This is a genomic window from Litoreibacter albidus (assembly GCF_900107015.1).
Taxonomy (GTDB): Bacteria; Pseudomonadota; Alphaproteobacteria; order Rhodobacterales; family Rhodobacteraceae; genus Litoreibacter; species Litoreibacter albidus.
This window is the reverse complement of sequence record NZ_FNOI01000003.1, coordinates 226344-250126: the sequence shown is the minus strand read 5'-3', so window position 1 is coordinate 250126 and position 23783 is coordinate 226344. Positions and strand designations below refer to the sequence as shown.

Here is a 23783-nt window from a genome sequence, read left to right as displayed (position 1 = left end):
CTAGCCGTAGACCGTGGCAACAAGATCGCGCAGGGCGGTTTGCACGTCCTCATCGTCGCTTAGCGGTTCGATAATGGCGGCCTCAATCGCGTGGGTCACGTTCATGCCGCTGGCCATCAATGTGGCTGCATAGATCAGCAGCCGCGTGGACACGCCTTCCTCCAGATCCATGCCCGACAGCGTGCGGATATGCCCGCCGAGGCGCACCAGTTGGGCCGCGCGGTTACTGTCCAAGCCGCTTTCACTTGCCACAACGGCGGTTTCCAGATCGGGTTTCGGAAAGTCGAACGTCACCGACAAGAAGCGCTGGCGCGTGGACGGTTTCATCCGTTTGAGCACGTTTTGGTAGCCGGGGTTGTAGCTGGCGACCAGCATGAAGCCCTCCGGTGCCACCAACTCCTCGCCCGTGCGGTCGATCATCAAGGTGCGGCGGTTGTCGGTCAGCGGGTGCAGCACCACGGTGACGTCTTTGCGGGCCTCGATGATTTCATCAAGGTAGCAAATAGCGCCTTCGCGCACGGCGCGGGTCAATGGCCCATCGACCCAGACAGTTTGCCCGCCCTTCAGCAGGTAGCGCCCGATCAGGTCGGCCGCCGACAGGTCGTCGTGGCACGCGACGGTATAGAGCGGTTTGCCCAGTTTTGCGGCCATATGCTCCACAAAACGTGTTTTTCCGCAGCCGGTCGGCCCCTTCAAAAGAAGGGGTAAACCGTTTTCATGGGAGGTCTCGAACAGCTCGCACTCGCGGCCTGACGGCTGGTAGTACGGGGCCGAGACGGGGAGGGTGACGGTGTCTTTCATCACTTATTCCCCCGCCACAGTTGTTGCCAGACCCGGCTCGATGACCTCGCGTTTGCGCACGACGACGAGCGAGTAGATAAACAGAAACGCGCCGACCACTACACATGCCCCCGCGCCAAAGCGCATCAGGTAGAACACCGACAGGCTGTCTTGCACTTCCATGTAGTAGTCACCAACCACGCGCTGCATATGCGTCTGGATGGTGCCTGCAAATGTCAGCACGAAGGTCATGAATGCCATGCCGCCGGTCATCAGCCAGAAGCTCACCATGTTCAGCACTTGGTTATAGGGCTGGCGCTGGCGCAGAAGTGGCATCGCGTAGGTGAAGATCGCAAGGTTCAGGGCCACATAAGCGCCATAGAAAGCAAGGTGTCCGTGCGCCGCAGTGATCTGTGTGCCGTGGCTGTAGAAGTTGACGCCGTGCAACGTGTGCAAGAAGCCCCAAACCCCCGCGCCAAAGAAGGCGACGGTGCTGGACCCCAGAGACCAAAGAAGCGCGGCCTTGTTGGGGTGGTTGCGTTTGCCTTTCCACACCATAACGAAGGCGAAGCTCATCATCAGGAAGAACGGGATCACCTCGAAGGTGGAGAAGATGGACCCGACCCACTGCCAGTAGGACGGCAAGCCGATCCAGTAGAAGTGGTGCCCCGTGCCCAAAATGCCGGAGAACAGCGCGGTGGCGACGATGACGTAGAGCCATTTCTCGACAACCTCGCGGTCCACACCTGTCAGTTTCAGCAGCAAGAAGGCAAGGATGGCGGCCATGACCAATTCCCATGTGGCTTCCACCCACAGGTGAACCACAAACCACCAGTACATTTTGTCCAGAGACAGGTTGTCTGGGTTGATGAAGGCGAAAATCCACAACAGCGACAGCAGCCACAGGCCCATCAGCAAGACGTTGGTGATCGCGGTTTTCTTACCCGCCAGCACCGTCATGGAGATGTTGAACAAGAAGATCAGCGCCGCCACGAGGATGCCGAACTTGACCCAAAGCGGTTGCTCCAGAAATTCGCGCCCCCCATGGATGCCAACAAGGTAGCTGCCAACGGCGCCCAAGGTGCCGACCATCAGGATAATCAGCTGTAAATAGGCCAGCTTGGTTGAATACAGCTCCCGCTCCGACTCCTCGGGCACCAGAAAGTAGGCGGCCCCGAAGAATCCCAGCAGCAGCCAGACGATTAGCGCGTTGGTGTGGATCATACGGATGATGTTGAACGGCAGAAGCTCTGCCAAGAAGTTGGGTGAGACGTAGACCCACCCTGCGAGCAGGCCACCCGCCACCTGAATTCCGAACAGCGCCATCGCGCAGAGGAAATAGGCGTAGGCCACTTTTTGTGATTGGTATTTCATGTTGGGTACTCCTTAGCCCGCATCATTGGGCGGCCAGCCCTGTGTGTCGGTTTGGTCGGCCCACCGCAGGAACTCCGCAAGGCCGCGGACTTCTTCTTCGGTCAGGTCGAAGTTCGGCATCTGACGACGCCCTTCAATTCCGCTGGGTTGGCTTTCCATCCATGCTTGCAGCGTCTCGAACGCGTCTTCGGGATCATCCTGCACGCCCCATCGGGTCATGACATTTCCGACCTCAGGCGCGAAGTAGGCGCCTTCGCCGTGCAAAGAGTGGCAGTTAATGCAGGAGTGCCGCTCCCAGACATGCTTGCCCAAGATCACCTCTTCGGTGAGGGGCATTCCTGCGGTGGATACATCAACCACATATCTGTGGCTGTGGACGGACATAGCAATGAAGACGACGACGAAGAATATGGATCCCCCGTAGAAGATATTGCGCGCCCGTGATTTTGTTAAGATTTCAGCCATATTACGGCCCCCGTTCATCATTGGATGCCTCTTGTTTAGGCGCAATGACGCGTTTGGAGTTTGTGCCAGATCAACGTTCGCAGCGGATGTTGTCATAAACTGCAGCGTGAGAAGGGAGCAGCACGATGAAGCGCAAACGCTTGGATGATCCTGATTTACCGCTGGAGGATTTGATGGCCATGTGGCCGGAAACCATTCCGGTTTTCCTGCGTCACAAGATGCTATGTGTCGGCTGTCTGGTGAACCCGTTTCACACAGTCATAGACGCCTGCTTGGAATACGGGCTGAACGTGGACGACTTCTTTGACGAACTGGCAGAGGCGCTTAACCCCGCGCCCCAGTAAGCAGCACAAGCTCATGCGCCTTGAGGACGGTGATCCGCTTGCGCGCGCTGCTGACCAACCCCTGCTTTTCCCACGCGCTTAACATGCGGCTGACAGTGTGCAGCGTCGTGCCGGTCATCTCGGACAGGTCCTGACGGGTGATGGGGAAGTCGATTTCGATGCCGCCGTCCACTTTGCGACCGGTCTGGTTGATCAGCCGCAAAATAGCGCAGGCGATGCGCTGCTCTACCTGCTGGGTGGCCATCTCCACGACGCGGTTGTTCATGTCCTTCATCCGCGTGCCGACCGTTTTATAGGTTTCGGTCGCGAAGCCGTCATAGCGCGCCACGAAGTCATCCCACAGGTGCATGGGCCACGACAGCACAATCGATTCCGCGGCGGTGATCGCGGTGGCGGGGTAGGTGTCATGCCCCAAGGCTTTGGCGATGCCAAACAGCTGTCCCGTGGGGATGTGGAGCGCGATAACTTGCTCGCCCTCCGGTGTGATACGCACCACGCGCACATAGCCGTCCAGCAGCAAGAAAAAGCGGCCCGCGTCGAACCCTTCCTCGAAAACGGTCACGCCCTCATCGTAGCGGCGCGAGCTGGCCTGATCCAAGATTTCGCGAATTTCGCGCGCACTCAGCTTGGAGAAGGGCGGCAGGTCGGTCAGCAGGCTTTCGTCCAGTCGGACGTATGGTTTTCTTGCGGCTGTCATTGGGCCACCTTCCCACGATTTGGCGCGTTTCACCACGGTATTTGATTTAGATCAAGAGATTCCGCCGTTTTCTCTTGTCCCAGATCAATGTGCGCCCGTCGGCAGGCGCTATCCTTTGGGCAATTGTTGGAAAAGGACAAGACGCGATTGTAGGGAAGCCCCTCGACTTTGCAGCTGGAGACACACAAGACCAGCCGCCAGATTGAGAGCCCACAAAGGAGCGGCGAGAAACCGCGTTTAGTTGCAGTCACTTAGATGTCCGGAACGGCCCGCAATTAGCCACGCTACGACCGCAGCTAAATTACTGAACTGGAGACGGAAATGACTAAGTTTATTAACCCAGGCCTTAAATCCACAAGCCGGCGCAACGTGCTGCGCGGTTCTGTTCTCGCGGGTGCTGCAGCTATGACTGGGGCCGCGTCCTTTGCCGCCGCGCGCCGCACGCCAACTCCAAGCATCGCACCGTCGGCCCGCTTTATTGAGGCCGAGGCCCAAGCGCAGGTGCAAGCCGCCCCCGCTGATTTGTCGGGCTACACACGCGTCAAGCAAGAGATGGTCGCGCCGCCCTTCGCCCCTGTCCACGAGCAGGTCGCCACAGGCGGGCCGAAAATCATCGAAGTCTACATGGAAACCCAAGAACGCCTGATGGTTGTCGACGAAGACACGGGCGCCAGCATCTGGGCCCTTACATACGACGGCTATGTGCCTGGTCCGCTGATCATCTGCCACGAAGGCGACATGGTGGAGCTGACACTGCGCAACCCCGAAGACAGCCTGATGGAGCACAACATCGACTTCCACGCCTCCACAGGGGCGTTGGGCGGGGGTGGTTTAACCCACGTCTTCCCCGGTGAGGAAACTGTGCTGCGCTGGAAGGCCACGAAGGCTGGCGTGTTCACATATCACTGCGCCCCCGGTGGTGCGATGATCCCTTATCACGTCACCCACGGCATGAACGGCGCTGTTATGGTGCTGCCGCGCGACGGCTTGAAAGACAACGAGGGCAACCCGCTGCGCTACGACAGCATCGCCTACATCGGCGAGCAGGATTACTACCTGCCCAAAGACGAAGACGGCGAATTCCGGCAATACGAAGAGGCTGGCGAAGACTACGCCGACAGCTTGGAGGCCATGCGCACACTCACTCCGACACACAGCGTGTTCAACGGTGCGGTGGGCGCCCTGACAGGGGAAGCCGCCCTGAAGGCCAAAGTTGGTGAAACGGTTCTGATGATCCACAACCAAGCCAACCGCGACAGTCGACCCCACTTGATCGGCGGGCACGGGAACTTCGTCTGGGAAGCGGGCTCCTTTAATGATGCGCCTGCGACCAACATCGAAAGCTGGTTCATTCGTGGCGGCAGTGCAGGGGCAGCGATCTACACCTTCGAGCAACCCGGCGTTTATGCCTATGTGAACCACAACCTGATCGAGGCGGTTCTGCTTGGGGCCACAGCCCACTTCGTGGTCGACGGCGAATGGGACAACGAGCTGATGGAGCAGGTTGTCCCGCCACGCAGCTTCGCCACCTAACTGGAGAGCCTAAATGACACACGCCATCGCCAATTATGCACACTTCGAACAGCCATTGCTGAAATGGTCGCTCATGTTGCTGGCGGTGGCGGGTCTGGTTGGGGTTGTGCTTCACCCGCGCAGCCCCAATTCAGCCCCCATCCCCGTCATGGCCGAACAGGCCGTGATCATGCCAGACGGTCACGCGCTCTATGTGCAGAAATTTGAAGTCACCGTTGCCGAATGGAACGCCTGCCACGCACAGGGCGCGTGTTCGCAAGCGCTAAGGGCCAAAGGCAGCCACGCCGAGGCCGAGATGCCCGCTACGGGCCTATCCTATGTGGATGTCGGCGAATACCTTGCATGGATCAATGATGCCACCGGCGTCGCCTTCCGCCTGCCCACAATGGCGGAGTGGGAGCATATGGCCGCCGAAGTCCTGCCGCACGAGCCTGATCCCGTCTTCACCGATCCCGAACTCAGCTGGGCCGCCGCCTACCTGATGGAGCCGCAAACCAAGCGGACACTGCGCCCGCAAGGCAGCTTTAAGACAACGTCGCAGGGCATCGTTGATTTGAACGGAAGTGTCTGGGAATGGACGCAGGACTGTTACGCAGGGGCGTCTGAGGGGCAGGTGACGCAGGACCGTTGCCCTGCGTTCTTTGTCGGCGGGGAGCACATCGCCGCCATCCCTTATCTTGTGCGCGATCCCGCACGCGGGGGCTGCGCGGTCGGCTCCCCGCCCGCGCACCTTGGGATGCGGTTGGTGTCCGACCGCGCCGTGCGCTCCTAGGCCTCGGTGATCAGCTTGCTGATCTCCGCCACTTTCTCGGCGAGCAACGCACGGTCGCCGCGGGCTTCTACATTCAGGCGCAGCACGGGTTCCGTGTTCGACTGACGCAGGTTCACCCGCCAATCGCCGTAATCCAGTGATAGCCCGTCAAGGCGGTCCACGGATTTGGCATCCGGCAAATACCGCGCCTCAAACGCGTCGATCGCGGGCTGTTTGTCGTCCAGCTTGAAGTTGATCTCGCCGGACGAGGGGAACCGCGCCTGCATGTCCGCCACCAGTTCCGACAGCTTTTTGCCCGTCGTGCTCATGTGCTCAATCAGCAAAAGCCACGGGATCATGCCGCTGTCGCAATACATGAAGTCGCGGAAATAGTGGTGCGCCGACATCTCGCCGCCGTAGACCGCATCCACATCCCGCATCTTGGCTTTGATATGGCTGTGGCCGGATTGGGATGCCACGGCTTCGCCGCCACCGGCGTTCACCAGATCAAGCAGCGCCCAGATCACGCGCGGGTCGTGGATGATCTTGGCACCTTTGTGTTTGCTCAGGAACGCGCCCGCCAGCAGGCCCACGACGTATTCGCCGTCAATGAAGGTTCCGGTCTCGTCGAAGAAAAAGCAGCGGTCAAAATCGCCGTCCCACGCAACGCCCAAATCCGCGCCCTCGGCGCGCACCAGATCGGCGGTTTGCGCGCGGTTTTCTTCCAGCAAGGGGTTGGGAATACCGTTCGGGAATGTCTCGTCCGGTGTCAGATGCTGGCGCACGAACTCTATAGGCGGGTCCAGCTTTTCTGCGATCACCTCAAAGGCGGGGCCCGCGACGCCGTTGCCCGCGTTTACCACAACCTTCATGGGGCGCCATGTGCTGGTGTCCGCGAAGCTGGTCACACGTTCCGCATAGGCGTCGCGTGGGTTGCGGGTTTCCAGCGTGCCGCGCGCGCGTGTTGGGCCGAAGTCATCCGCCTCGACCAAGGCTTGGATTTCGCCCAAGCCGTCCGCAGATGAAATGGGCCGCGAGCCGCCGCGCACCATCTTGATGCCGTTGTAGTTTATCGGGTTATGCGATGCGGTGACCATCAACCCGCCGTCGGTCACAAAGCGGGTGGTGGCGAAGTAAACTTCCTCTGTGCCGCACAACCCCAGGTTGATCACGTTCACACCCTCGTCGCGCAAGCCCTCGCTAAGCTGCTCTGCCAAAGCCTTCGATGTGGGCCGGATGTCGTAGCCAATCACCACGTCGCGCGGCTTGAGGGACCGCGCGAACCCGCGCCCGATGCGGTAACAGATGTCTTCTGTCAATTCGTCGCCCAGACGGCCACGGACGTCGTAACTTTTGAAACAGGTCAGGGTACTCATAATCGTGCCTCTCTTTGTTGGCACTGACTTAACGCGTCCCGCGCGCTGGTCCAAGGGGACAGCGCAGCAAAAAGGCCCCGCTGCGTGCAACGGGGCCTTCATGTCATATCTCAAGCTGGGGTTAGCTTTTCGGCAACTCGCCGCGCCCGTGACCCGACATCCCGCCGGAGACCTCTTCCGTGGCCTCGCCAGAAAGCTCCTCGGGGAGGACTAGGTTCAGCACAATCGCGATCAAGGCGGCAGGCAGCAGCCCCGACGTCATCAGAATGCGCAGCGTGTCCGGCAGGTACTGAACCGCCTTCGGGTCCAGTTGCAGGCCAAGTCCCACCGACAGGGCAATCGCAAAGATCACCATGTTGCGCCGGTTCCACTTCACGTCCGACAACATGGAAATACCAGCCGCCACAACCATGCCGAACATCACGATCACACCGCCGCCCAGCACCTCGATAGGGATGGTGCGGATAACAGCGCCGACTTTAGGAACAAGCCCGCAGATGATCAGGAAGATGGCACCTATCGTCACCACGTGACGGCTCATTACGCCGGTCATGGCGATCAGGCCCACGTTCTGGCTGAAAGAGGTGTTCGGGAAGCCGCCGAAGACGCCTGCCACCGCAGAACCAAGACCGTCCGCATAGGTCGCACCGGAGATTTCCGCCTCTGTTGCCTCGCGCCCTGCGCCGCCTTTGGTGATGCCGGATACGTCGCCCACGGTCTCGACCGCAGAGACGAAGGCCATCAGGCAAAACCCGATAACGGCGGCAAAGCTCAGCTCGAACCCGTATTTGAACGGCATGGGCGCTTGGAACAGCGCCGCGCGGCCCCAACTGGTGGCGATCCCGTCCAAGGTGACCATGCCCATCAGCATTGCATAAAGGTAGCCTATGAAGATGCCGATCACGACGGCAGACACCGCCAGCATGCCTTTGGCATAGAACTTCAGCCCCAAGGTCACGAAGATCACGACCAAGGCCGCAGACCAGTTCAGCAAAGAGCCATATTCCGGCTTGTCGATGGCCGGAACGCCGCCAGCGGCGTATTGGATGCCGACCTTCACCAGTGCCAGACCGATCATCGTGACCACAAGGCCAGTCACCAAGGGCGGTAGGGCAAAGCGGATCTTGCCGATGAAGGTGGCAATGAATGTGTGAAACAACCCGCCGATGAGGACGCCGCCAAATAGCGCGGGCAGGGCGTCCACGCCTTTGCCAGCCACCAGCGGGATCATGATCGGGATGAACGCGAAGGACGTGCCTTGCACAATCGGCAGCCGCGCGCCCACGGGGCCAAGCCCGATGGTCTGGAACAGCGTCGCAACGCCCGCAAACAGCATCGACATCTGGATCAGGTAGGTCATGTCTGGAAAACCCTGCGCCCCCGCGTCAGAGCCAAAACCGAAGCCCGCCGCCCCCGCGATAATAATCGCGGGCGTCACGTTGGAGACGAACATCGCCAACACGTGCTGGATGCCCAGCGGAATGGCGCGGTGTAGCGCGGGTGTATAGTTCGGATCGCGCAGTTGCTCTGGCGTTCCTATGGATGTGTCTGTCATAACGTGTCTCCCCGTACGTCTGGTGTTGTGGCCGCACGGTATCGTGGGGCCGCCGTTCGGCGCGTTAGCCGCGCTCTATCATGACCGGATGTTCCAGCCTGAATTCTTCTAGGTTCGCGCCGTCGCCAATCCGGTCAACGACAGCAAACAACCCCGGCGCGTGCAGGGGGGTTAACACCCCATGCCATGTTCCTTTGTGAAAGTTGATGGCTTGGCCCGCCGCACTCAGGAATGCGGACACCTCACCCGGGGCGTTGCCCAAGTCTTGGGCGACAATGATCAAGAATGGCTCGAAACTCATCGGAATGAAGGCTTGCGAGCCTTGCGGGTGACGCTCCAGCAGTTTCAGCTGGTAGGGCAGCGTGCGCGGCTGGGCGTGAAAGATGCTCACCCCCGCGCGCCCGTCCTCAAAGTCCAGCGTGGCGCGGTCGTGAAAGCGCCCGCACATGCCTTCGTTAATGATTTTATCCGGGGAGCCCGCGCAATCGAGCACGTCGCCAAAGGGCGCGAAGGCTTCGGCAGTTAAAGGCGCTGTGCGGATTACCATGGCAGCTTCGCGTGGCGGTTCACGTCCTTATAGAGCAGGTAGCGAAACGGCCCGTCCCCCGTGGCGCGGCAGGCTTGCGGGCAGAACGCACGTAGCCACATGAAGTCGCCGGGACCGACCGACACCCAGTCGCGGTTCAGCAGGTATTCTGCCGTGCCCTCAATGACGTAAAGCCCATGCTCCATCACATGCGTTTCCTCGAACGGGATAAGCCCGCCGGGTTGGAAGGTGACGATGTTGACATGCATATCGTGGCGCAAATCGGTGGGCTCCACAAAGCGGGTGGTGGCCCATGCGCCGTTGGTGTCGGGCATGGCAATCGGGGCAACGGCGGCATCGGAGGTCACGAAGGCCTCTGGCGCGGCGATCCCGTCCGCTGGTTCATACCGTTTGCGCACCCAGTGGAAGGTGGCTTTCTTGTCAGTGCGGTTGTGCAGCGTCCAGCCTTCGCCCGCGGGCAGATAGGCGTAGCCGCCTTCATCCAAAGTATGTTTGCCTGCGCTGTTGCGCAGCTCAACTTGCCCTTCAACCACAAACAAAACGGCCTCGGCCTCAGGATTGCTTTCCGGCTGGTCGGAGCCGCCGCCGGGGGCGACTTCCATGATGTACTGCGAGAACGTCTCCGCAAAGCCCGAAAGGGGCCGCGCGATGATCCACGCGCGGCTACCCTGCCAATGCGGGATAAAGCTCGTCACGATATCGCGCATCACGCCTGCGGGCATGAAGGCGTAGGCCTCGGTAAAGATAGATGTGCCGGTCAGCTTGTCGGATTGCGACGGAAGGCCAGCGGGGGGAAGGGCATAGCTCATGGCAGTATTTCCTGTAGTCGAAGTTGCGCGATGCGCTCCACCTGTGTGCAGGCATGGGCGAACTCATCCGCGCTGTCGTTGTTGATACGCTGCTGAAACGCTTGCAGGATGCTGGCTTTGTCATTGTCGCGAACCGCAATAATGAATGGAAATCCGTGCTTTGCCACGTATTCGTCATTCAGGCGCGTGAACAACTGGCGCTCCTCGTCCGTCAGCGCATCAAGTCCCGCGCTGGCCTGCTCGGATGTGCTTTCTGCGGTCAGGCGCTTTGCGGCAGCAAGCTTGCCCGCCAAGTCGGGGTGCGCGTCCAGAACCTCCAGCCGTTCGGTGGTGCTGGCCGCGCGAAACGCCCGCGCCATCGCGTTCCACAAACCCTCGGCGCTGTCATGGGCGGGGCCCAGCTCCAACCCCCACGCGCGCTCCGCCACCCATGGGGAGTGCTCGAAGATGCCGCCGTAGGTGCTTATAAACGCGTCTTTTTCCATCGCAGAGGGGCGCTTTGCGACCGTCGCAGGATGCTCCGCCATCCAGTGCTGAGCGATCTGCTCACGGGTGGCGAACCACACACCGTCGTGGCCTTGGGCATATGCCAAGAACCGCTTCAGCGCCTGAATACGCCCCGGACGCCCGATCAGGCGACAATGCAGCCCGATGGACAGCATCTTGGGCGTGCCGTCTTCGCCTTCCTCATAAAGCGCGTCAAAGCTGTCACGCAGGTAGGTCTCGAACTGGTCGCCAGAGTTGAACCCCTGCGGCGTGGCAAAGCGCATGTCGTTACAGTCCAGCGTGTAGGGCACGATCAACTGGTCGCGGTCGCCCATACGCACATAATAGGGCAGGTCATCCGCGTAGCTGTCTGCCACATAGTCGAAGCCGCCGTGCTCCGCCACCAGTCGCACCGTGTTTTCAGAGCACCGTCCGGTGTACCAGCCGCGCGGCGGGGTGCCGACAACTTCGGTGTGCAGCTTGACGGCGGCGTCCAAGTCCACGCGCTCGTCCTCGGCGGTGTAATCCTTGTATTCAATCCACTTCAAACCGTGCGATGCGATTTCCCAACCGGCGTCTTTCATCGCGGCCACTTGCTCCGGCGCGCGCGCCAGCGAGGTGGCGACGCCGTAGACCGTTACGGGGATATCTTTCAAAAGGCGGTGCAGACGCCAGAAACCGGCCCGAGCGCCATATTCGTAGATCGATTCCATGTTCCAGTGGCGTTGGCCCTGCCACGCGGCGGCGCCTACGATTTCTGACAGAAACGCCTCCGAGGCGGCGTCACCATGCAGCACGCAATTCTCGCCACCTTCCTCATAATTAACGACGATTTGCACCGCAATCTTCGCGCCATTCGGCCAGTTGGCATTCGGCGGATTGGCCCCGTGGCCACGCATGTCACGCGCGTATCGTTTCATATAAGCTCTCCCCTGACTCTATCGCTATAGCATTTGACCGACCGTGTATTTCAAATTTTATTTGAAATAGTGCTTGGCCTTTCGCCACAGTTAATCGCTCCGGGCCGATGCGGCCAGCACCCTATTGCGCGGGCGGGGGCAGCTAGCACTTGCCGGACAAATCGCGCTGTGCTGTCATGGGCCATGATAAAAACCGACCAACCCGCCGCCTCGCCACTGCCCGACATCGGGCGGGTCACCTTTTGGGAACTCCTGCGCGCGTTGCGCGAAGGGTGGCGCGATTTCACCCGTGCGCCGCTGTACGGGCTTTTCTTTTCCGCGTTCTATGTGCTCTGCGGGGCGGGGTTAAGCTATTGGGGCGCGGGCACCTTCACATGGACGCTGGTGCTGGCGTTGGGCTTCCCGCTGGTCGCACCCTTTGCGGCTGTGGGCCTATATGAGGTCAGCCGCAGGCTGGAGGCGGAGGAGCCTTTGGGCTGGGTGTCCGTCCTCGCCGTTGTCTGGGCAGAACGCGGGCGGCAGTTGCCGTGGATCGGTGCGCTGCTGGTGATCATCTTGCTGTTCTGGAGCTTCTTCGCTCATATGTCGCTGGCGCTGTTCTTCGGCAATATGCAGCTGACCAATATCACAACCTCATGGGAAGTGTTCCTAACCCCCAACGGCCTCGCGCTTGTCGCGTTTGAGGTGCTTGTGGGCGGCTTGGTCGCGATGCTGACGTTTACCATCACCGTCGTGTCGATGCCTTTGTTGTTGGACCGCGAGTTAGACTTCATGACCGCCATGGGCGTCTCTATCCGCACGGTGCTGCACAACCGCGCTGTGATGCTGCTTTGGGCGGCGATCATCGCGGTTATGCTGCTGGTCGCAATGGTGCCGATGTTCTTGGGGTTGTTTCTGGCCTTGCCGGTGCTGGGCCACGCCACATGGCACATCTACCGCCGCGCGCTGTTTACGCCACTTAGGTAGTGGCGCACATGCGGTAAAAGCCGTCTAGCGCAGCATCGACATGCGCTTCGATCTGGGCGCGGGTGGGCTGCGGCAAGATGCCGGTCACGCGGCGGGTCTGTAAATCACCGATCAATAGATAGGAAAACCACAGCGCCGCTTGGTCGTCACTGGGCGGGGAGATCAATCCGGCGTCTGTCAGTCGCGCCATAAGCCGGACGACTTTCGGGAAGACCTGCGCGCGACCACCCTCCGAGATGGCGGCGCCCAGTTTTCCGCTGGTGTCAGAGGCGGCAGCGCGGTTCAGCGCGACAGACCGCTCCCCCATCAGCACACCCAAAAGCAGAACTCCAACTTGTCGCAATATGTCATCGGGCGGCGTTGGCGCGGCCAAGGCTTCGTCCAGTGCGCGGTTGGTCGTGGCGGCCTCGGCCTTGACGATCTCTAGAAACAACTGCTGCTTGTCGCCGTACCACCGGTAGAGGGTTTCATTCGACGCTTTCGCCGCCTTGGCGATGTTGAGCATCGACGCGCCCTCGTAGCCGCGCTTGCGCACGACCTCTAACGCGGCTTTCTCGATCTCCAGTTTGCGTTTGTCTTTGCGTTCTGCGCGCATGTCCGCCCCGCTTCCTTATCGGCAGTTAGCGAACATATATGTACGGTTGAGTAAAGATTTACGCAGCGTCAACTAAGCCGTCACCCGCCGCGCCAGAACCGAGGCGCGCACGAAGGCGGCGATGAAGGTCACGGTCATCAGCAACACAATCGTCGGGGCAGGGGCGCTGTCTATGAAGAAGCTGACGTAGACGCCAATGAAGGAACAGGCGGCGGCGACCAGCATTGACAGCCACAGCATGACACCGAAGCGCTTGGTCAGCAGGAAGGCAATCGCACCGGGGGCCACAAGAAACGCGATGGCAAGGATGATGCCCACCGCCTGAAGGGCGGCCACAACGGTCAGTGAGATTGCCGCCAAGGTGCCGAAATGCAAAGCGCGGACATGCAGCCCTTGGGCGCGGGCCTGTTGCTCGTCGAAGGATTGCAACAAAAGATCACGCCAGAACACTGCGATAAGCGCTGTGACCAGTACCGCGATCAGCCCCGTGGTCCACATATCCGAAGGCCCAACGCCCAGCATGTTGCCAAACAGGATGTGGTCCAGATGAACCTCGCTCTCGATCTTGGTGTACATAACGATCCCAAGGCCAAACATGCCCGAGAAGACAACACCCATGACCGTGTCACGCTTCACGCGGGAGTTCTCATCGATCCAGCCGGTCAGCCCCGCGCAGGCCATGCCCGCCGCGAAGGCGCCGACGCCAAAGGGCAGGCCCAGCACATAGGCCAGCACCACCCCCGGCAAGACAGCGTGGGAGATGGCATCGCCCATCAGCGACCACCCCTTGAGAACAAGGAAGCACGACAACAACCCCGCAGGGATAGCCAACATCACAGAGATCAGCAGCGCGTTCACCATGAAGGGGAACTGGAAGGGCATATACCACTCCATCACAAAGCCTCCTTCGCGCGGGCGCGCGCGGCCAGCAGCCCGTGTTTTGGGGCAAAGATGAACGCGGCAAGGAACAACACGGTTTGCAAGCACACGATCACGCCGCCCGTCGCCCCGTTGAGGAAGTAGCTGGCGTAGGCCCCGATGAACGACGACAGCGTGCCGATGGCCACCGCGATCATCAGCAACCGTGGGAAGCGGTCCGTCAGCAGGTAGGCGGTCGCCCCTGGCGTCACCACCATGGCGATTACCAAGAATGCACCCACGGTCTGCATCGCGGCCACGGTGCAGGCAGACAGCAGGGTAAAGAAAATCACCTTCAGCAACTCGGGCCGCAACCCGATGGAGCGTGCGTGGCTTTCGTCAAAGAACGTCACCATTAGGTCGCGCCACTTGGCCAGCAGCACCAGCAGCGACACGCCACCGATCAACGCCAGTTGCACCGTGTCCGCCGGGGAGATGGCAAGGATGTTGCCCATGATGATCGTCTGGATATTCACCGACGCAGGCGACAGGGAGATCATGAATAGCCCAAGCCCAAAGAAAGAGGTGAAGATCAGCCCGATAATGGCGTCCTCCTTCAATCCGGTGCGTTGGTTCAGAAACAACATAGACGCGCCCGCAAGCCCGCCCGCAAAGAACGCGCCAAGCGCGAAGGGCAGGCCCAGCATATAGGCCGCCGCCACACCGGGCACGATGCTATGGCTCAGCGCGTCGCCAATCAGCGACCAGCCTTTCAGCATCAGATAGGCGGACAGGAAGGCGCAGACCGCGCCCACCAAGGCCGACACCCACATGGCGTTGAGCATGTAGTTGTAGGTGAACGGCTCCCAAAGCGCGTCGATCATGGGGCGCCCGCCTCTTCTGTGTCCTCGTCGTCGTGATGGTCGTAGATGACAAACGGGCGTTCGTCGTCCGAGATCACCGTCAGGCGGCGCTTGTCTTCCTCGTCGTCGTGCAGGTCCGCGCCTTGCATCACGAAGTGACGCAGCACCCCACCAAAGGCCAGTTCAAGGTTCTGGCGGGTGAATATCTCGGGCGTCGGCCCATGCGCCAGCACGGTGCCTTTGATCAGGATCGTGCGGTCGCAAAACTCCGGCACAGAGCCAAGGTTGTGGGTGGAGACCAGCATCACGCGGCCCTCGTCACGCATTTCGCGCAGCAGCGCGATAATGGCATCCTCGGTTTGCACGTCTACGCCGGTGAACGGCTCGTCCAGCAGTACCACGCGGCTGTCTTGCGCCAAAGCACGCGCGAGGAACACGCGCTTCTTTTGCCCGCCGGATAATTCGCCGATCTGGCGGTGACGGAACTCCAGCATGTTGACCCGCTCTAACGCCTTCTCGACCATCTTGTGGTCCTCGGGGCGGGGAATGCGGAAGAACCCCATATGGCCATAGCGTCCCATCATCACCACATCTTCCACCAATACGGGGAATGTCCAGTCGACCTCCTCCGACTGGGGGACATAGGCCACCGTGTTGGCGCGCAGCGCGTCCCGCACGGTGCCGCCAAGGATGGAGATGTTGCCAGAGGACGTGGGCACAAACCCCATGATCGCCTTGAACAGCGTTGACTTGCCCGATCCGTTCACCCCCACAAGCGCGGCAATAGTGCCTTTGGGCAGAGAGAAGGACGCATCACGCAAGGCGGTATGCCCGTTGCGGTAGGTGACGGTGATCCCTTCGGCACACAGGCCGGCAGTGTCGTCAGGCAAGCTGCCAAAACTCATTTCTCTAAACCTTCCGCAATGGTTTCAACCGTGACCCGCAACAGGTCCAGATAGGTGGGCACCGGCCCGTCGGCGGTGCTGAGGCTATCCACGTATAGAACACCGCCATAAGCCGCGCCGGTTTCGCGTGAAATCTGCTCGGCAGGGGCAGCAGACACCGTGCTCTCGGAGAACACAACGCCAATGTCGTTGGCACGCACCGCGTCAATCAAATCGCGCACCTGCTTTGGCGTGCCCTGCGCGTCGGCATTGATCGGCCACAGGTATAGCTCTTTCAGCCCCAGATCGCGGGCAAGGTAGGAAAACGCGCCCTCAGACGTGACCAGCCAGCGCTTATCCTCGGGCAGGGCGTTGATGCGGTCCTTCAGGGGGGCAAGCACCTCTATGATTTCTGCCTTATAGGCCTCCGCGTTGGCGCGGTAGATCTCGGCGTTGGCCGCGTCATTTTGGGCAAAGGCATCGGCGATGTTGTCGACATAGATCAGCGCCGCGTCGACCGACATCCAAGCATGGGGGTTCGGCTTGCCGGAGTAGGGGCCTTTGGAAATGCCCATAGGCTCCACCCCGTCGGACACCACAGCAGACGGCACGTCGGAAAGGTTGCGGAAGAACTGCTCGAACCACAACTCCAGATTGAGGCCGTTCCACAGCACCAGATCGGCATCTTGCGCGCGCACAATGTCGCGTGGGGTGGGCTGGTAGTTGTGTATCTCCGCGCCGGGCTTGGTGATGCTTTCCACCACGGCCACGTCGCCCGCCACCCGCGTGGCCATATCCGCGATCACGGTGAAGGTGGTCACGGCTTTGAATTTATCGGCGGCGGTCGCGGGAAGGACATTCAAGGCAAGGGCAAGAACTGCGGGGATGGCAAAGCGCATGAGAGAGGGGTCCTGTCTGATGGTGCGATTAAGTCCCGTTCTATATGCGAGTCGTTTGCAACAAAGTCAAGCCAGTTGCGAATTGATCGCAATTAAGAGGCCCCCATCACCGCCAGCCACACTGTCGCGCCGCCGCAGCTCTGATCCTTTGCCACATGTGCCAACAGGCGAAAGCCATGCGCTCGCAACAGCTCGCGGTACTCAGTGGGGGCCAGACTTGCGTGGTAGAGGGGCTGCCCTTCGAACGTGCCGATGGTCTCACCACTCTCTGGGCCGCTGGTGAACATCAACGCGGTGCCCGCGTGGCTCAGCCGCGCGAAGGTGGAAAACATCTGGCGCTGGGCGTCAGGGGGCAGGTGGAAAAAGCTGTGCCACGCAAGAACGCCGTCGAATGTTCCCAAGGGGGGCAACGCACGCATATCGGCGGTGATCCAGTTTTGCTGCGGGAAGCGCGCGGCCGCGCGGGCCGTCATCGCCTGCGCCGCATCCACGCCGGTAATCTTGCAGCCTGCGTCCATAAGGTGCGCGGCGAGCGGCTGCCCCGTGCCGCAGCCAAGGTCCAGCACATGGGGCGCGCTGGGCGCGGTCGGCATGGCGTGCTTGAAACGGTCTATCCAGTCACACTCCATCCCGTTGCGGGTCCGCAGTCTGTCCCAAGCGGCGCTGTGGGTGCCGTAAAGCGCGGCCACGCGGTTGGCGCTGGGATCGGTCATCGCGTTAGTAGAGTTGCAGCCGCTGTTTAAGCTGGCGCAGGGTGTACTGCTTGTTGATCAGCCCCCAGTCGCCTTGCTGGAAATGTCGGTCTTGCGGCAGGCACCTGATACCGCACAGCTGGCGGCTGACGGCCTTGTCCGGCAGATTCACCCACAAACGCCCGCCAGGGGTGGCGATGAAGCCGATCAGCCCCTCGTCGATGTCCGCACTCAGGTCGGAATACGACGGCACCTCGCTGTCGGCGTCGTGATCATAGGCCCCATGCGTGTGGTAGGACGCCAGCGCCACAATTCCGCGCCCGCGAAACTCGTGCGGCAGGCAGCTGTCGGCGCTTCCCTTGCGCGGGCGGGTGGCGACAATCGCGCCGTCCTTGTTGCGCCCCAGCAGCCCGCAAAACTCGCGCCCCGTGCGAAAGCTGCGGCTTTGCAGCCCCGTCAACACCTGCTGGGCGGCGGCGCGTAGACGCTTGTCCTCCCCCAGTCGCAGGGTGTCGGCGTAGCTGCCGCCTGTGGCGGCGAGCAGCATCGCAAGGCTGAGGGCAATGTGTTTCATGGCCGTGACGCTACCCAGTCTATCCGCCCCTGTCCAATCAATCCCGCCGTGGCTAAGTTGCCGTCATAGAATCCCCCTGCAAGAGGTCTCTTCATGAGCTACGTCATCCCCCCCGCACCACAAGCCTCCGTCGCCGTCGCAGGGTCCTCCGACCGCTTCCCCGTGCGCCGCATCTTCTGCGTCGGGCGCAACTACGCGGAGCACATCCGCGAGATGGGCAACGACGAACGTGACCCGCCGTTCTATTTCACCAAGCCCGCCGACGCCGTGGTCGAAAGCGGCGCAAAGATGCCTTACCCCAAGGCCACCGAAGACCTGCACCATGAGGTGGAGCTGGTCCTAGCCATCGGCACGGGCGGCACCGACATTGCCGTGCAAGACGCCATGCAGCATGTGTGGGGTGCTGGTGTGGGTATCGACCTGACACGCCGCGACCTGCAAGCGGTGGCGAAAAAGGCAGGCAGGCCGTGGGATATGGCCAAAGGGTTCGATCAATCCGCCCCCATGGGGGCGCTGGTGCCGCTGGCCGAGGCCGGTTCGCTGAACTCTGGCAAAATCTGGATCACGGTAAACGGGGAGACCCGTCAAACCGGTGACCTATCAGAGATGATATGGCCCGCCGCCGATTGCGTGGCGCATCTGTCCACCTTGGTGGCGCTGGCACCGGGTGATCTGATCATGACCGGCACCCCCGCTGGTGTCAGTGCGGTCGGGCTGGGCGACGTGATGGAAGCAGGCGTCGACGGGCTTCCGTCCCTGACAGTAACCATCACCGCGCGGTGACGCGGGGTCTGCACTAAGGCCGCCGCGCAGATACCCTATTGCGCAGAGGGTGCGAACGGGGGAAAAAGCCCCCCGAACCTAAGGAAACCGACCCAAATGGCCCCTCTCGCCCCGCTTCAAACGCAAGGCCGCCCGGACGCAACGCGCGCCGCACGGTTATCCGTCGCTCCGATGATGGATTGGACCGACCGCCATTGCCGCTATTTTCACCGTCTGATTTCCAAGCAGGCGCTGCTCTATACTGAAATGGTGACGGCGCCGGCTTTGGTACGGGGCGGGGCGGTGCATTTGTTGGAGTTCTCTGAGCCGGAGCACCCTGTCGCTGTGCAGCTTGGCGGCTCTGACCCTGCGGAGTTGGCCGAGGCCGCAGCCCTGTGTGCACAGCGTGGCTACGACGAGATCAACCTGAACGTGGGCTGCCCGTCGGACCGTGTGCAGTCGGGCTTTTTCGGCGCGGTGTTGATGGAGCGCCCCGCGCTGGTGGCGGAGTGTGTGGCCGCCATGATCAAGGCGCAACCGGTTGAAGTCACGGTGAAATGCCGCATCGGTGTCGATGATCAATCGCCGGAGGTGATCCTGCCCGATTTCCTGAGCCGCATCCGTGATGCGGGCGTGGCGCGGGTGACGATCCACGCGCGCAAGGCGTGGTTGCAGGGGCTTAGCCCCAAGGAAAACCGCGACGTGCCGCCGCTGGATTACGACATCGTTCATGCGATGAAGGCGGCGTTCCCTGATATGCATATCTCGCTCAATGGCGGGCTGGCGACGCTGGAGGAGGGGCTGCCGCACCTTAGCACGTTGGACGGGTTGATGTATGGCCGCGCCGCTTATCACCAACCATGGGACATCCTGTCCGACGCCGACGAAAAGGTCTTTGATGCGGCCCCCCGAACCCACACCCGCGCGGACGTGGTGCAGCAGATGTTGCCCTATATCGACGATCACGTGGCGCGCGGTGGCAAGCTGGGGCAGGTGACACGCCATATGCTGGGCCTGTTCGCGGGCCAGCCCGGTGCGCGCAGCTGGCGGCGCACCCTGTCTGATAACGCCCACCGTGCGGGGGCGGGCAGTGCGCTGGTGCTGGAGGCGCTGGACGCGGTGCAGACCGCGCAGGAACCCGCTTGAACGAAAATAGTTGAAGTCCGTCCCACCGGCGGTGCCTTGGTTTTCGCAAGCTTGCCGTTGTGGTGCGCCCCATGAACGCGCTAACAGGCGGGGAGCGACGGGCCATCCTGCGCCCGCCCAACCTGAAAGCCCAACTGCCCTATGTCTGATCCGCGCATGAAACTGGTCTTGGTAACGCCCGAAATCCCCTACAACACGGGGGCAATTGGCCGGACCTGCGTGGCGCTTAATCTGGAGTTGATCCTGATCAAGCCCTACGGGTTTTCACTGGATGAAAAATCCGTCCGGCGTGCGGGGCAAGACTATTGGAAGCACGTCCAGCTTAGCGAATACGACGATTGGGCCAGCTTTTTGGCAGAGCGCCAGCCGCCCCGTGACGCCCTGTATTTCTTTGAAGAGCACGGCGCGCAAAGCGTCTATGAACCTGCGTTCCAAGAAGATGCGTATCTGGTCTTCGGGTGCGAATCCAAAGGCCTGCCTGCGGATGTTCTGGACGGCATGGACGACCGCGTGTTCCACCTGCCGATGCGCAACCCTATCGTGCGCTCGCTCAACCTTGCGAACGTTGCGACAGCGGTGATCTACCAAGCGATGCGCACGCAGCTTGGCGGCTAAGGCGCTACTTCAGGGGCGGTGTCTGGAACAGCCACACTTTCATGCCGCCATGCGGGATAGCGGGGCCTTGGCTCAGCGGCAGGCCGGTGGCCTGCGCCAACCCCGGCTCCGAGGTGACAATCGCCACGCGCCAGCCCGAAAACTGCGTCTTCATCGCCGTGCCGAGGCTCGCGTAGAGCGCATATAGCTGCTTTTTGTCCCCGATCCGCCCGCCGTAGGGCGGGTTCACGATGACGAGGCCCGCAGCGCCGTCGGGTCGCTTCAGTTCTGACAGCGGTTTGCACTGGAAGTCGCAGATAGCCGACAGCCCCGCGCGGTCCGCGTTGGCCACAGCACCTTTGAGCGTCCCCGCATCGCGGTCAGAGCCGAAGAACCGCGCAGGGCCCTTTACCACGCTGACCGCACGGCGCAGGGCCTTGTAGTCAACGGCGTCGAAACTCGCCAAGGTCTCGAACGCGAAACGGCGCGACCGTCCGGCTTGCAGCCCTTCGGCAATCTCTGCCGCCTCGATAACAAAGGTGCCGGAGCCGCACATCGGGTCCAACACCGGCTCCGCGCCGTCATAGCCCGCTTGCCGCAGGAACAGAGCCGCAAGGTTTTCGCGCATCGGCGCTTTGCCGACGGCTTCCTTGTGGCCGCGCTTGTGCAGGCTTTCGCCAGAGGTATCGACGCTCAGCGTGACGATGTTTTGCTCGATGCGCACCTTCAACGTGACCTCGCCGTCCGCCGACGGTTTCATGCCCGCCTTCAGCAACGCGCGCTCCACCCGCTCAATCGCGGCACCAGCGTGGTAAATCTTGGAGCGTTTGCACGTCGCCTCGACCCGCACCGTGGTGCCGGAATAAAACGTCTCGTCCCACGGGAATTCGTCGGCACGGTGGTCCAGCCCCGCAAGGCTCATCGCGCGAAAGCTACCGATGCGGGCCAGCACCTTGGTCGCCCCGCGCAGTTCCAGATTAAGCCGCCAGACATCCGCCCAGCCGCCCATCATGGTCACGCCCCCCGCGCCATATCGCGCGTCTTTGTAGCCCAATGCACGGAATTCTGGCAGCAAGGCAGGTTCTAACCCCGGAGGGGCCACGGCGAAAATCTCAAGATCTGTATCAGTCATGGCATGTCCATAGGGCCACTGGGGCGCGGGCGCTAGCCTATACGGGCCTTTCGGCCGCCACGTCGTTGCTTCAAGCGCCCCGCCCGTGACGGTAGCTCCTCCAGAAGCGCGGCGCGGGCTTCATTCGTCATCCGTGACCACGCGCCAATCTCGTCGATGGTGCGCAGACAGCCTGTACACAACCGCTCCGCCGGATGCACGATGCACACCTTAACGCAGGGGCTTTGCACCTCGTCGCGCTGCCAGATGTCGTCGCTCATGCGTTGTCCTTTATGTGGCGTATGCGGTCCAGTGCCCCTTGCAGGATAAACCCTGCGGCGACATGGTCGATCACCTCCGCGCGACGCTTTCGCGACGTATCCGCCTCCAGCAACGCGCGCTCCGCCGCCACGGTGGACAGGCGCTCGTCCCAATAGGTGATGGGCACATCTGTCAGTCGCGACAGGTTGCGCGCAAACGCGCGGGTCGATTGCACCCGCGGCCCCTCGGAGCCGTCCATATTCAACGGCAGCCCCAGCACGAGCCCCGCAACCCCGCGCTTTTCCATGATGGCAAGCAGGGCGGCGGCATCCACCCCGAACTTTTTGCGCTTGATCGTCTCCAAAGGCGTCGCCACCGACATGAAGCTGTCAGACACTGCAACCCCCAGCGTGACCGTGCCCAGATCAAGCCCGACAATCGGGCGCATCGGGGGCAGGGCGTCTAGAAACGCCGTGATGTCATCGTAAATTTCGCCCATATCAAACCCGCTCTTTGCTTGCCTCCAGATAGGCGCGGCAGCCCCCCAAAGTCCACTCAAGATGTTGTATTTGCGACCTCGCGACGCTGGTGTGTCGCAACTAGGCCGTGATATGCCGAAACCAGCGGGACGCGCCCCCCTGCGCTGGCGCAAAACGGGGGCAACGTGGCCGCCCACAAGGGGATCTTTCTATGAAACGCTATTCTGCCTTTGCGATCGCGCGCGAAGCGGTCCGGTTCCACTCCGGTTGGGAGCGCGCTTGGCGCTCTCCGACGCCGAAGAAGAAGTATAAGGTCATAATCGTGGGCGCAGGCGGGCACGGGCTGGCGACTGCCTATTACCTCGGCAAAAACCACGGCATCACTGACGTTGCCATTATCGAGAAGGGCTGGCTGGGCGGCGGGAACACGGGGCGTAACACCACGATTATCCGCTCGAATTACCTGCAAGACCCCTCCGCCGCGATCTACGAGAAGGCGCGCAGCCTCTACGAGACCATGAGCCAGGATTTGAACTACAACGTCATGTTCTCCCCGCGCGGGGTGCTGATGCTGGCGCAAACCCATCACGAGGTGCGCGGTTACCAGCGCACCGCCTATGCGAACGCGCTGCAAGGGGTGAAGACGGAATTCATCGGGCCAGAGCGGGTCAAGGAAATCTGCCCGATTATGAACATCGACGGCCCCCGCTATCCCGTGTTGGGCGGCCTGTTCCAAGCGCGCGGCGGCACCGCACGCCACGATGCGGTGGCATGGGGCTACGCGCGCGCCTGCTCGGACATGGGCATGGACATCATCCAGCAATGCGAGGTCACGGATGTGAAGCGTGCGGGCGGGCAGGTCACGGGCGTCTCCACCACCAAGGGCGACATCGACTGCGAAAAGCTGTGTATCGTCGTCGCAGGGAATTCCGGCCATGTGGCAGGGCTCGCAGGCTTCCGTCTGCCAATTGAATCCGTGGCGCTGCAGGCCTTGGTGTCGGAGCCGATCAAGCCCTGCATGGATATCGTCGTCATGGCCAACACCGTGCACGGGTACCTCAGCCAGTCCGACAAGGGGGAGATGGTCATCGGCGGCGGCACCGACGGCTACAACAACTACACCCAACGTGGCAGCTTCCAGCATGTCGAGGAAACCGTGCGCGCGCTGGTCGAGACGTTCCCCATGCTGTCGCGCCTCAAGATGCTGCGCCAGTGGGGCGGTATTGTCGATGTCACGGGCGACCGCTCCCCGATCCTGTCGAAAACACCGCTGGGCAATTGCTTCATCAACTGCGGTTGGGGCACTGGCGGCTTCAAGGCAATCCCCGGCTCTGGCTGGGCCATGGCGGAGCTGGTCGCCAAAGGGCATTCCCCGCTGACGGCCGAATTCGGCCTCGACCGCTTTAAAGAGGGACGCTTCATCGACGAAAGCGTCGCCGCAGGCGTGGCGCATTAGCATGGC

Annotated in this window: 27 protein-coding genes; 8 read left to right on the top strand and 19 right to left on the bottom strand. The window is 61.5% G+C overall.

The genetic code is table 11. The features are described 5' to 3' along the window. From BLW66_RS09655 to BLW66_RS09645, 3 genes are read right to left on the bottom strand one after another with little or no spacing between them, the layout of a single operon-like run. Entirely contained in the window at positions 1-801 is an 801-nt protein-coding gene (locus tag BLW66_RS09655) for a CbbQ/NirQ/NorQ/GpvN family protein (protein ID WP_089946938.1), read from the bottom strand. Positions 802-804: 3 nt separating this feature from the next. Next, a complete protein-coding gene (locus BLW66_RS09650) occupies positions 805-2154 on the bottom strand; it encodes a cbb3-type cytochrome c oxidase subunit I (RefSeq protein WP_089946937.1) in 1350 nt (449 codons plus the stop codon). Between the two features lie 12 nt (positions 2155-2166). Continuing rightward, positions 2167-2619, bottom strand: coding sequence for a c-type cytochrome (locus BLW66_RS09645; protein WP_089947088.1), 453 nt, complete (start codon positions 2617-2619; stop codon positions 2167-2169). A gap of 125 nt (positions 2620-2744) precedes the next feature. Here BLW66_RS09645 and BLW66_RS09640 point away from each other — a divergent pair, with 125 nt between their 5' ends. Beyond that, complete coding sequence (locus BLW66_RS09640) at positions 2745-2963, top strand: DUF1858 domain-containing protein (protein WP_089946936.1); 219 nt, start codon at positions 2745-2747, stop codon at positions 2961-2963. Here the strand turns inward: BLW66_RS09640 and BLW66_RS09635 are convergent. Then, the gene (locus BLW66_RS09635; RefSeq protein WP_089946935.1) at positions 2944-3660 is read right to left on the bottom strand and encodes a Crp/Fnr family transcriptional regulator; all 717 of its coding nucleotides are present in this window, start codon (positions 3658-3660) and stop codon (positions 2944-2946) included. The genes BLW66_RS09640 and BLW66_RS09635 overlap by 20 nt on opposite strands. 321 nt (positions 3661-3981) lie before the next feature. On the opposite strand from BLW66_RS09635, the gene nirK reads away from it, so the two are divergent. After that, on the top strand, positions 3982-5193 hold the full coding sequence (gene nirK / locus BLW66_RS09630; protein WP_089946934.1) for a copper-containing nitrite reductase: 1212 nt from the start codon (positions 3982-3984) through the stop codon (positions 5191-5193). Positions 5194-5206: 13 nt separating this feature from the next. Further along, positions 5207-5965: a formylglycine-generating enzyme family protein gene (locus tag BLW66_RS09625; RefSeq protein ID WP_089946933.1), complete on the top strand. Its 759-nt coding sequence runs from the start codon at positions 5207-5209 to the stop codon at positions 5963-5965. Here BLW66_RS09625 and BLW66_RS09620 read toward each other — a convergent pair. The 5 genes from BLW66_RS09620 to puuE form a co-directional block, all read right to left on the bottom strand. Further along, a complete protein-coding gene (locus BLW66_RS09620; RefSeq protein ID WP_089946932.1) occupies positions 5962-7320 on the bottom strand; it encodes a phosphohexomutase domain-containing protein in 1359 nt (452 codons plus the stop codon). The genes BLW66_RS09625 and BLW66_RS09620 overlap by 4 nt on opposite strands. Before the next feature lie 121 nt (positions 7321-7441). Continuing rightward, positions 7442-8875 carry a uracil-xanthine permease family protein gene (locus BLW66_RS09615; RefSeq protein WP_089946931.1) on the bottom strand — a complete coding sequence of 478 codons (1434 nt, stop codon included), beginning with the start codon at positions 8873-8875 and terminating at the stop codon, positions 7442-7444. Positions 8876-8939: 64 nt separating this feature from the next. Next, a complete protein-coding gene (locus BLW66_RS09610; protein WP_089946930.1) occupies positions 8940-9422 on the bottom strand; it encodes an ureidoglycolate lyase in 483 nt (160 codons plus the stop codon). Then, positions 9416-10231: a bifunctional allantoicase/(S)-ureidoglycine aminohydrolase gene (locus tag BLW66_RS09605; RefSeq protein WP_089946929.1), complete on the bottom strand. Its 816-nt coding sequence runs from the start codon at positions 10229-10231 to the stop codon at positions 9416-9418. Before BLW66_RS09605 ends, BLW66_RS09610 begins: the two co-directional genes overlap by 7 nt. Further along, entirely contained in the window at positions 10228-11637 is a 1410-nt protein-coding gene (gene puuE, locus BLW66_RS09600; RefSeq protein ID WP_089946928.1) for an allantoinase PuuE, read from the bottom strand. Before puuE ends, BLW66_RS09605 begins: the two co-directional genes overlap by 4 nt. 183 nt (positions 11638-11820) lie before the next feature. Between puuE and BLW66_RS09595 the strand changes: the two genes are divergently transcribed. Then, positions 11821-12603: a DUF2189 domain-containing protein gene (locus BLW66_RS09595; RefSeq protein WP_089946927.1), complete on the top strand. Its 783-nt coding sequence runs from the start codon at positions 11821-11823 to the stop codon at positions 12601-12603. Here the strand turns inward: BLW66_RS09595 and BLW66_RS09590 are convergent. From BLW66_RS09590 to BLW66_RS09560, 7 genes are all read right to left on the bottom strand, one after another. Further along, positions 12596-13198: a TetR/AcrR family transcriptional regulator gene (locus tag BLW66_RS09590; protein ID WP_089946926.1), complete on the bottom strand. Its 603-nt coding sequence runs from the start codon at positions 13196-13198 to the stop codon at positions 12596-12598. The two genes, BLW66_RS09595 and BLW66_RS09590, sit on opposite strands and share 8 nt — an antisense overlap. A gap of 72 nt (positions 13199-13270) precedes the next feature. After that, entirely contained in the window at positions 13271-14092 is an 822-nt protein-coding gene (locus BLW66_RS09585; protein WP_089946925.1) for a metal ABC transporter permease, read from the bottom strand. After that, a complete protein-coding gene (locus BLW66_RS09580; protein ID WP_089946924.1) occupies positions 14092-14940 on the bottom strand; it encodes a metal ABC transporter permease in 849 nt (282 codons plus the stop codon). The genes BLW66_RS09585 and BLW66_RS09580 overlap by 1 nt, the downstream gene beginning before the upstream one ends. Further along, positions 14937-15824 (bottom strand): manganese/iron ABC transporter ATP-binding protein, encoded by an 888-nt coding sequence (locus tag BLW66_RS09575; protein WP_089946923.1) that lies wholly within the window; start codon positions 15822-15824, stop codon positions 14937-14939. Before BLW66_RS09575 ends, BLW66_RS09580 begins: the two co-directional genes overlap by 4 nt. After that, complete coding sequence (locus BLW66_RS09570; protein ID WP_089946922.1) at positions 15821-16702, bottom strand: metal ABC transporter substrate-binding protein; 882 nt, start codon at positions 16700-16702, stop codon at positions 15821-15823. Before BLW66_RS09570 ends, BLW66_RS09575 begins: the two co-directional genes overlap by 4 nt. 92 nt (positions 16703-16794) lie before the next feature. Continuing rightward, positions 16795-17415 (bottom strand): class I SAM-dependent DNA methyltransferase, encoded by a 621-nt coding sequence (locus tag BLW66_RS09565; RefSeq protein ID WP_089946921.1) that lies wholly within the window; start codon positions 17413-17415, stop codon positions 16795-16797. A gap of 4 nt (positions 17416-17419) precedes the next feature. Further along, entirely contained in the window at positions 17420-17968 is a 549-nt protein-coding gene (locus tag BLW66_RS09560; protein WP_089946920.1) for a DUF4329 domain-containing protein, read from the bottom strand. A 93-nt stretch (positions 17969-18061) separates the two neighbouring features. Here BLW66_RS09560 and BLW66_RS09555 point away from each other — a divergent pair, with 93 nt between their 5' ends. The 3 genes from BLW66_RS09555 (at position 18062) to BLW66_RS09545 (ending at position 20491) form a co-directional block, all read left to right on the top strand. Further along, positions 18062-18751 (top strand): fumarylacetoacetate hydrolase family protein, encoded by a 690-nt coding sequence (locus BLW66_RS09555; RefSeq protein WP_089946919.1) that lies wholly within the window; start codon positions 18062-18064, stop codon positions 18749-18751. A 96-nt stretch (positions 18752-18847) separates the two neighbouring features. Then, positions 18848-19876 (top strand): tRNA dihydrouridine(20/20a) synthase DusA, encoded by a 1029-nt coding sequence (dusA, locus tag BLW66_RS09550; protein WP_089946918.1) that lies wholly within the window; start codon positions 18848-18850, stop codon positions 19874-19876. Positions 19877-20017: 141 nt separating this feature from the next. Continuing rightward, positions 20018-20491: a tRNA (cytidine(34)-2'-O)-methyltransferase gene (locus tag BLW66_RS09545; RefSeq protein ID WP_089946917.1), complete on the top strand. Its 474-nt coding sequence runs from the start codon at positions 20018-20020 to the stop codon at positions 20489-20491. Between the two features lie 4 nt (positions 20492-20495). On the opposite strand, the gene BLW66_RS09540 is transcribed toward BLW66_RS09545, so the two are convergent. The 3 genes from BLW66_RS09540 to ruvX are packed head-to-tail and all read right to left on the bottom strand — an operon-like array spanning position 20496 to position 22341. Then, entirely contained in the window at positions 20496-21602 is a 1107-nt protein-coding gene (locus BLW66_RS09540) for a THUMP domain-containing class I SAM-dependent RNA methyltransferase (protein ID WP_089946916.1), read from the bottom strand. Between the two features lie 32 nt (positions 21603-21634). Then, complete coding sequence (locus tag BLW66_RS09535; protein ID WP_089946915.1) at positions 21635-21862, bottom strand: DUF1289 domain-containing protein; 228 nt, start codon at positions 21860-21862, stop codon at positions 21635-21637. Next, positions 21859-22341, bottom strand: a complete 483-nt coding sequence (gene ruvX, locus BLW66_RS09530) for a Holliday junction resolvase RuvX (protein WP_089946914.1) — start codon at positions 22339-22341, stop codon at positions 21859-21861. The genes BLW66_RS09535 and ruvX overlap by 4 nt, the downstream gene beginning before the upstream one ends. Positions 22342-22532: 191 nt before the next feature. Between ruvX and BLW66_RS09525 the strand changes: the two genes are divergently transcribed. Then, on the top strand, positions 22533-23777 hold the full coding sequence (locus tag BLW66_RS09525) for a sarcosine oxidase subunit beta family protein (protein ID WP_089946913.1): 1245 nt from the start codon (positions 22533-22535) through the stop codon (positions 23775-23777). Positions 23778-23783 lie beyond the last annotated feature (6 nt).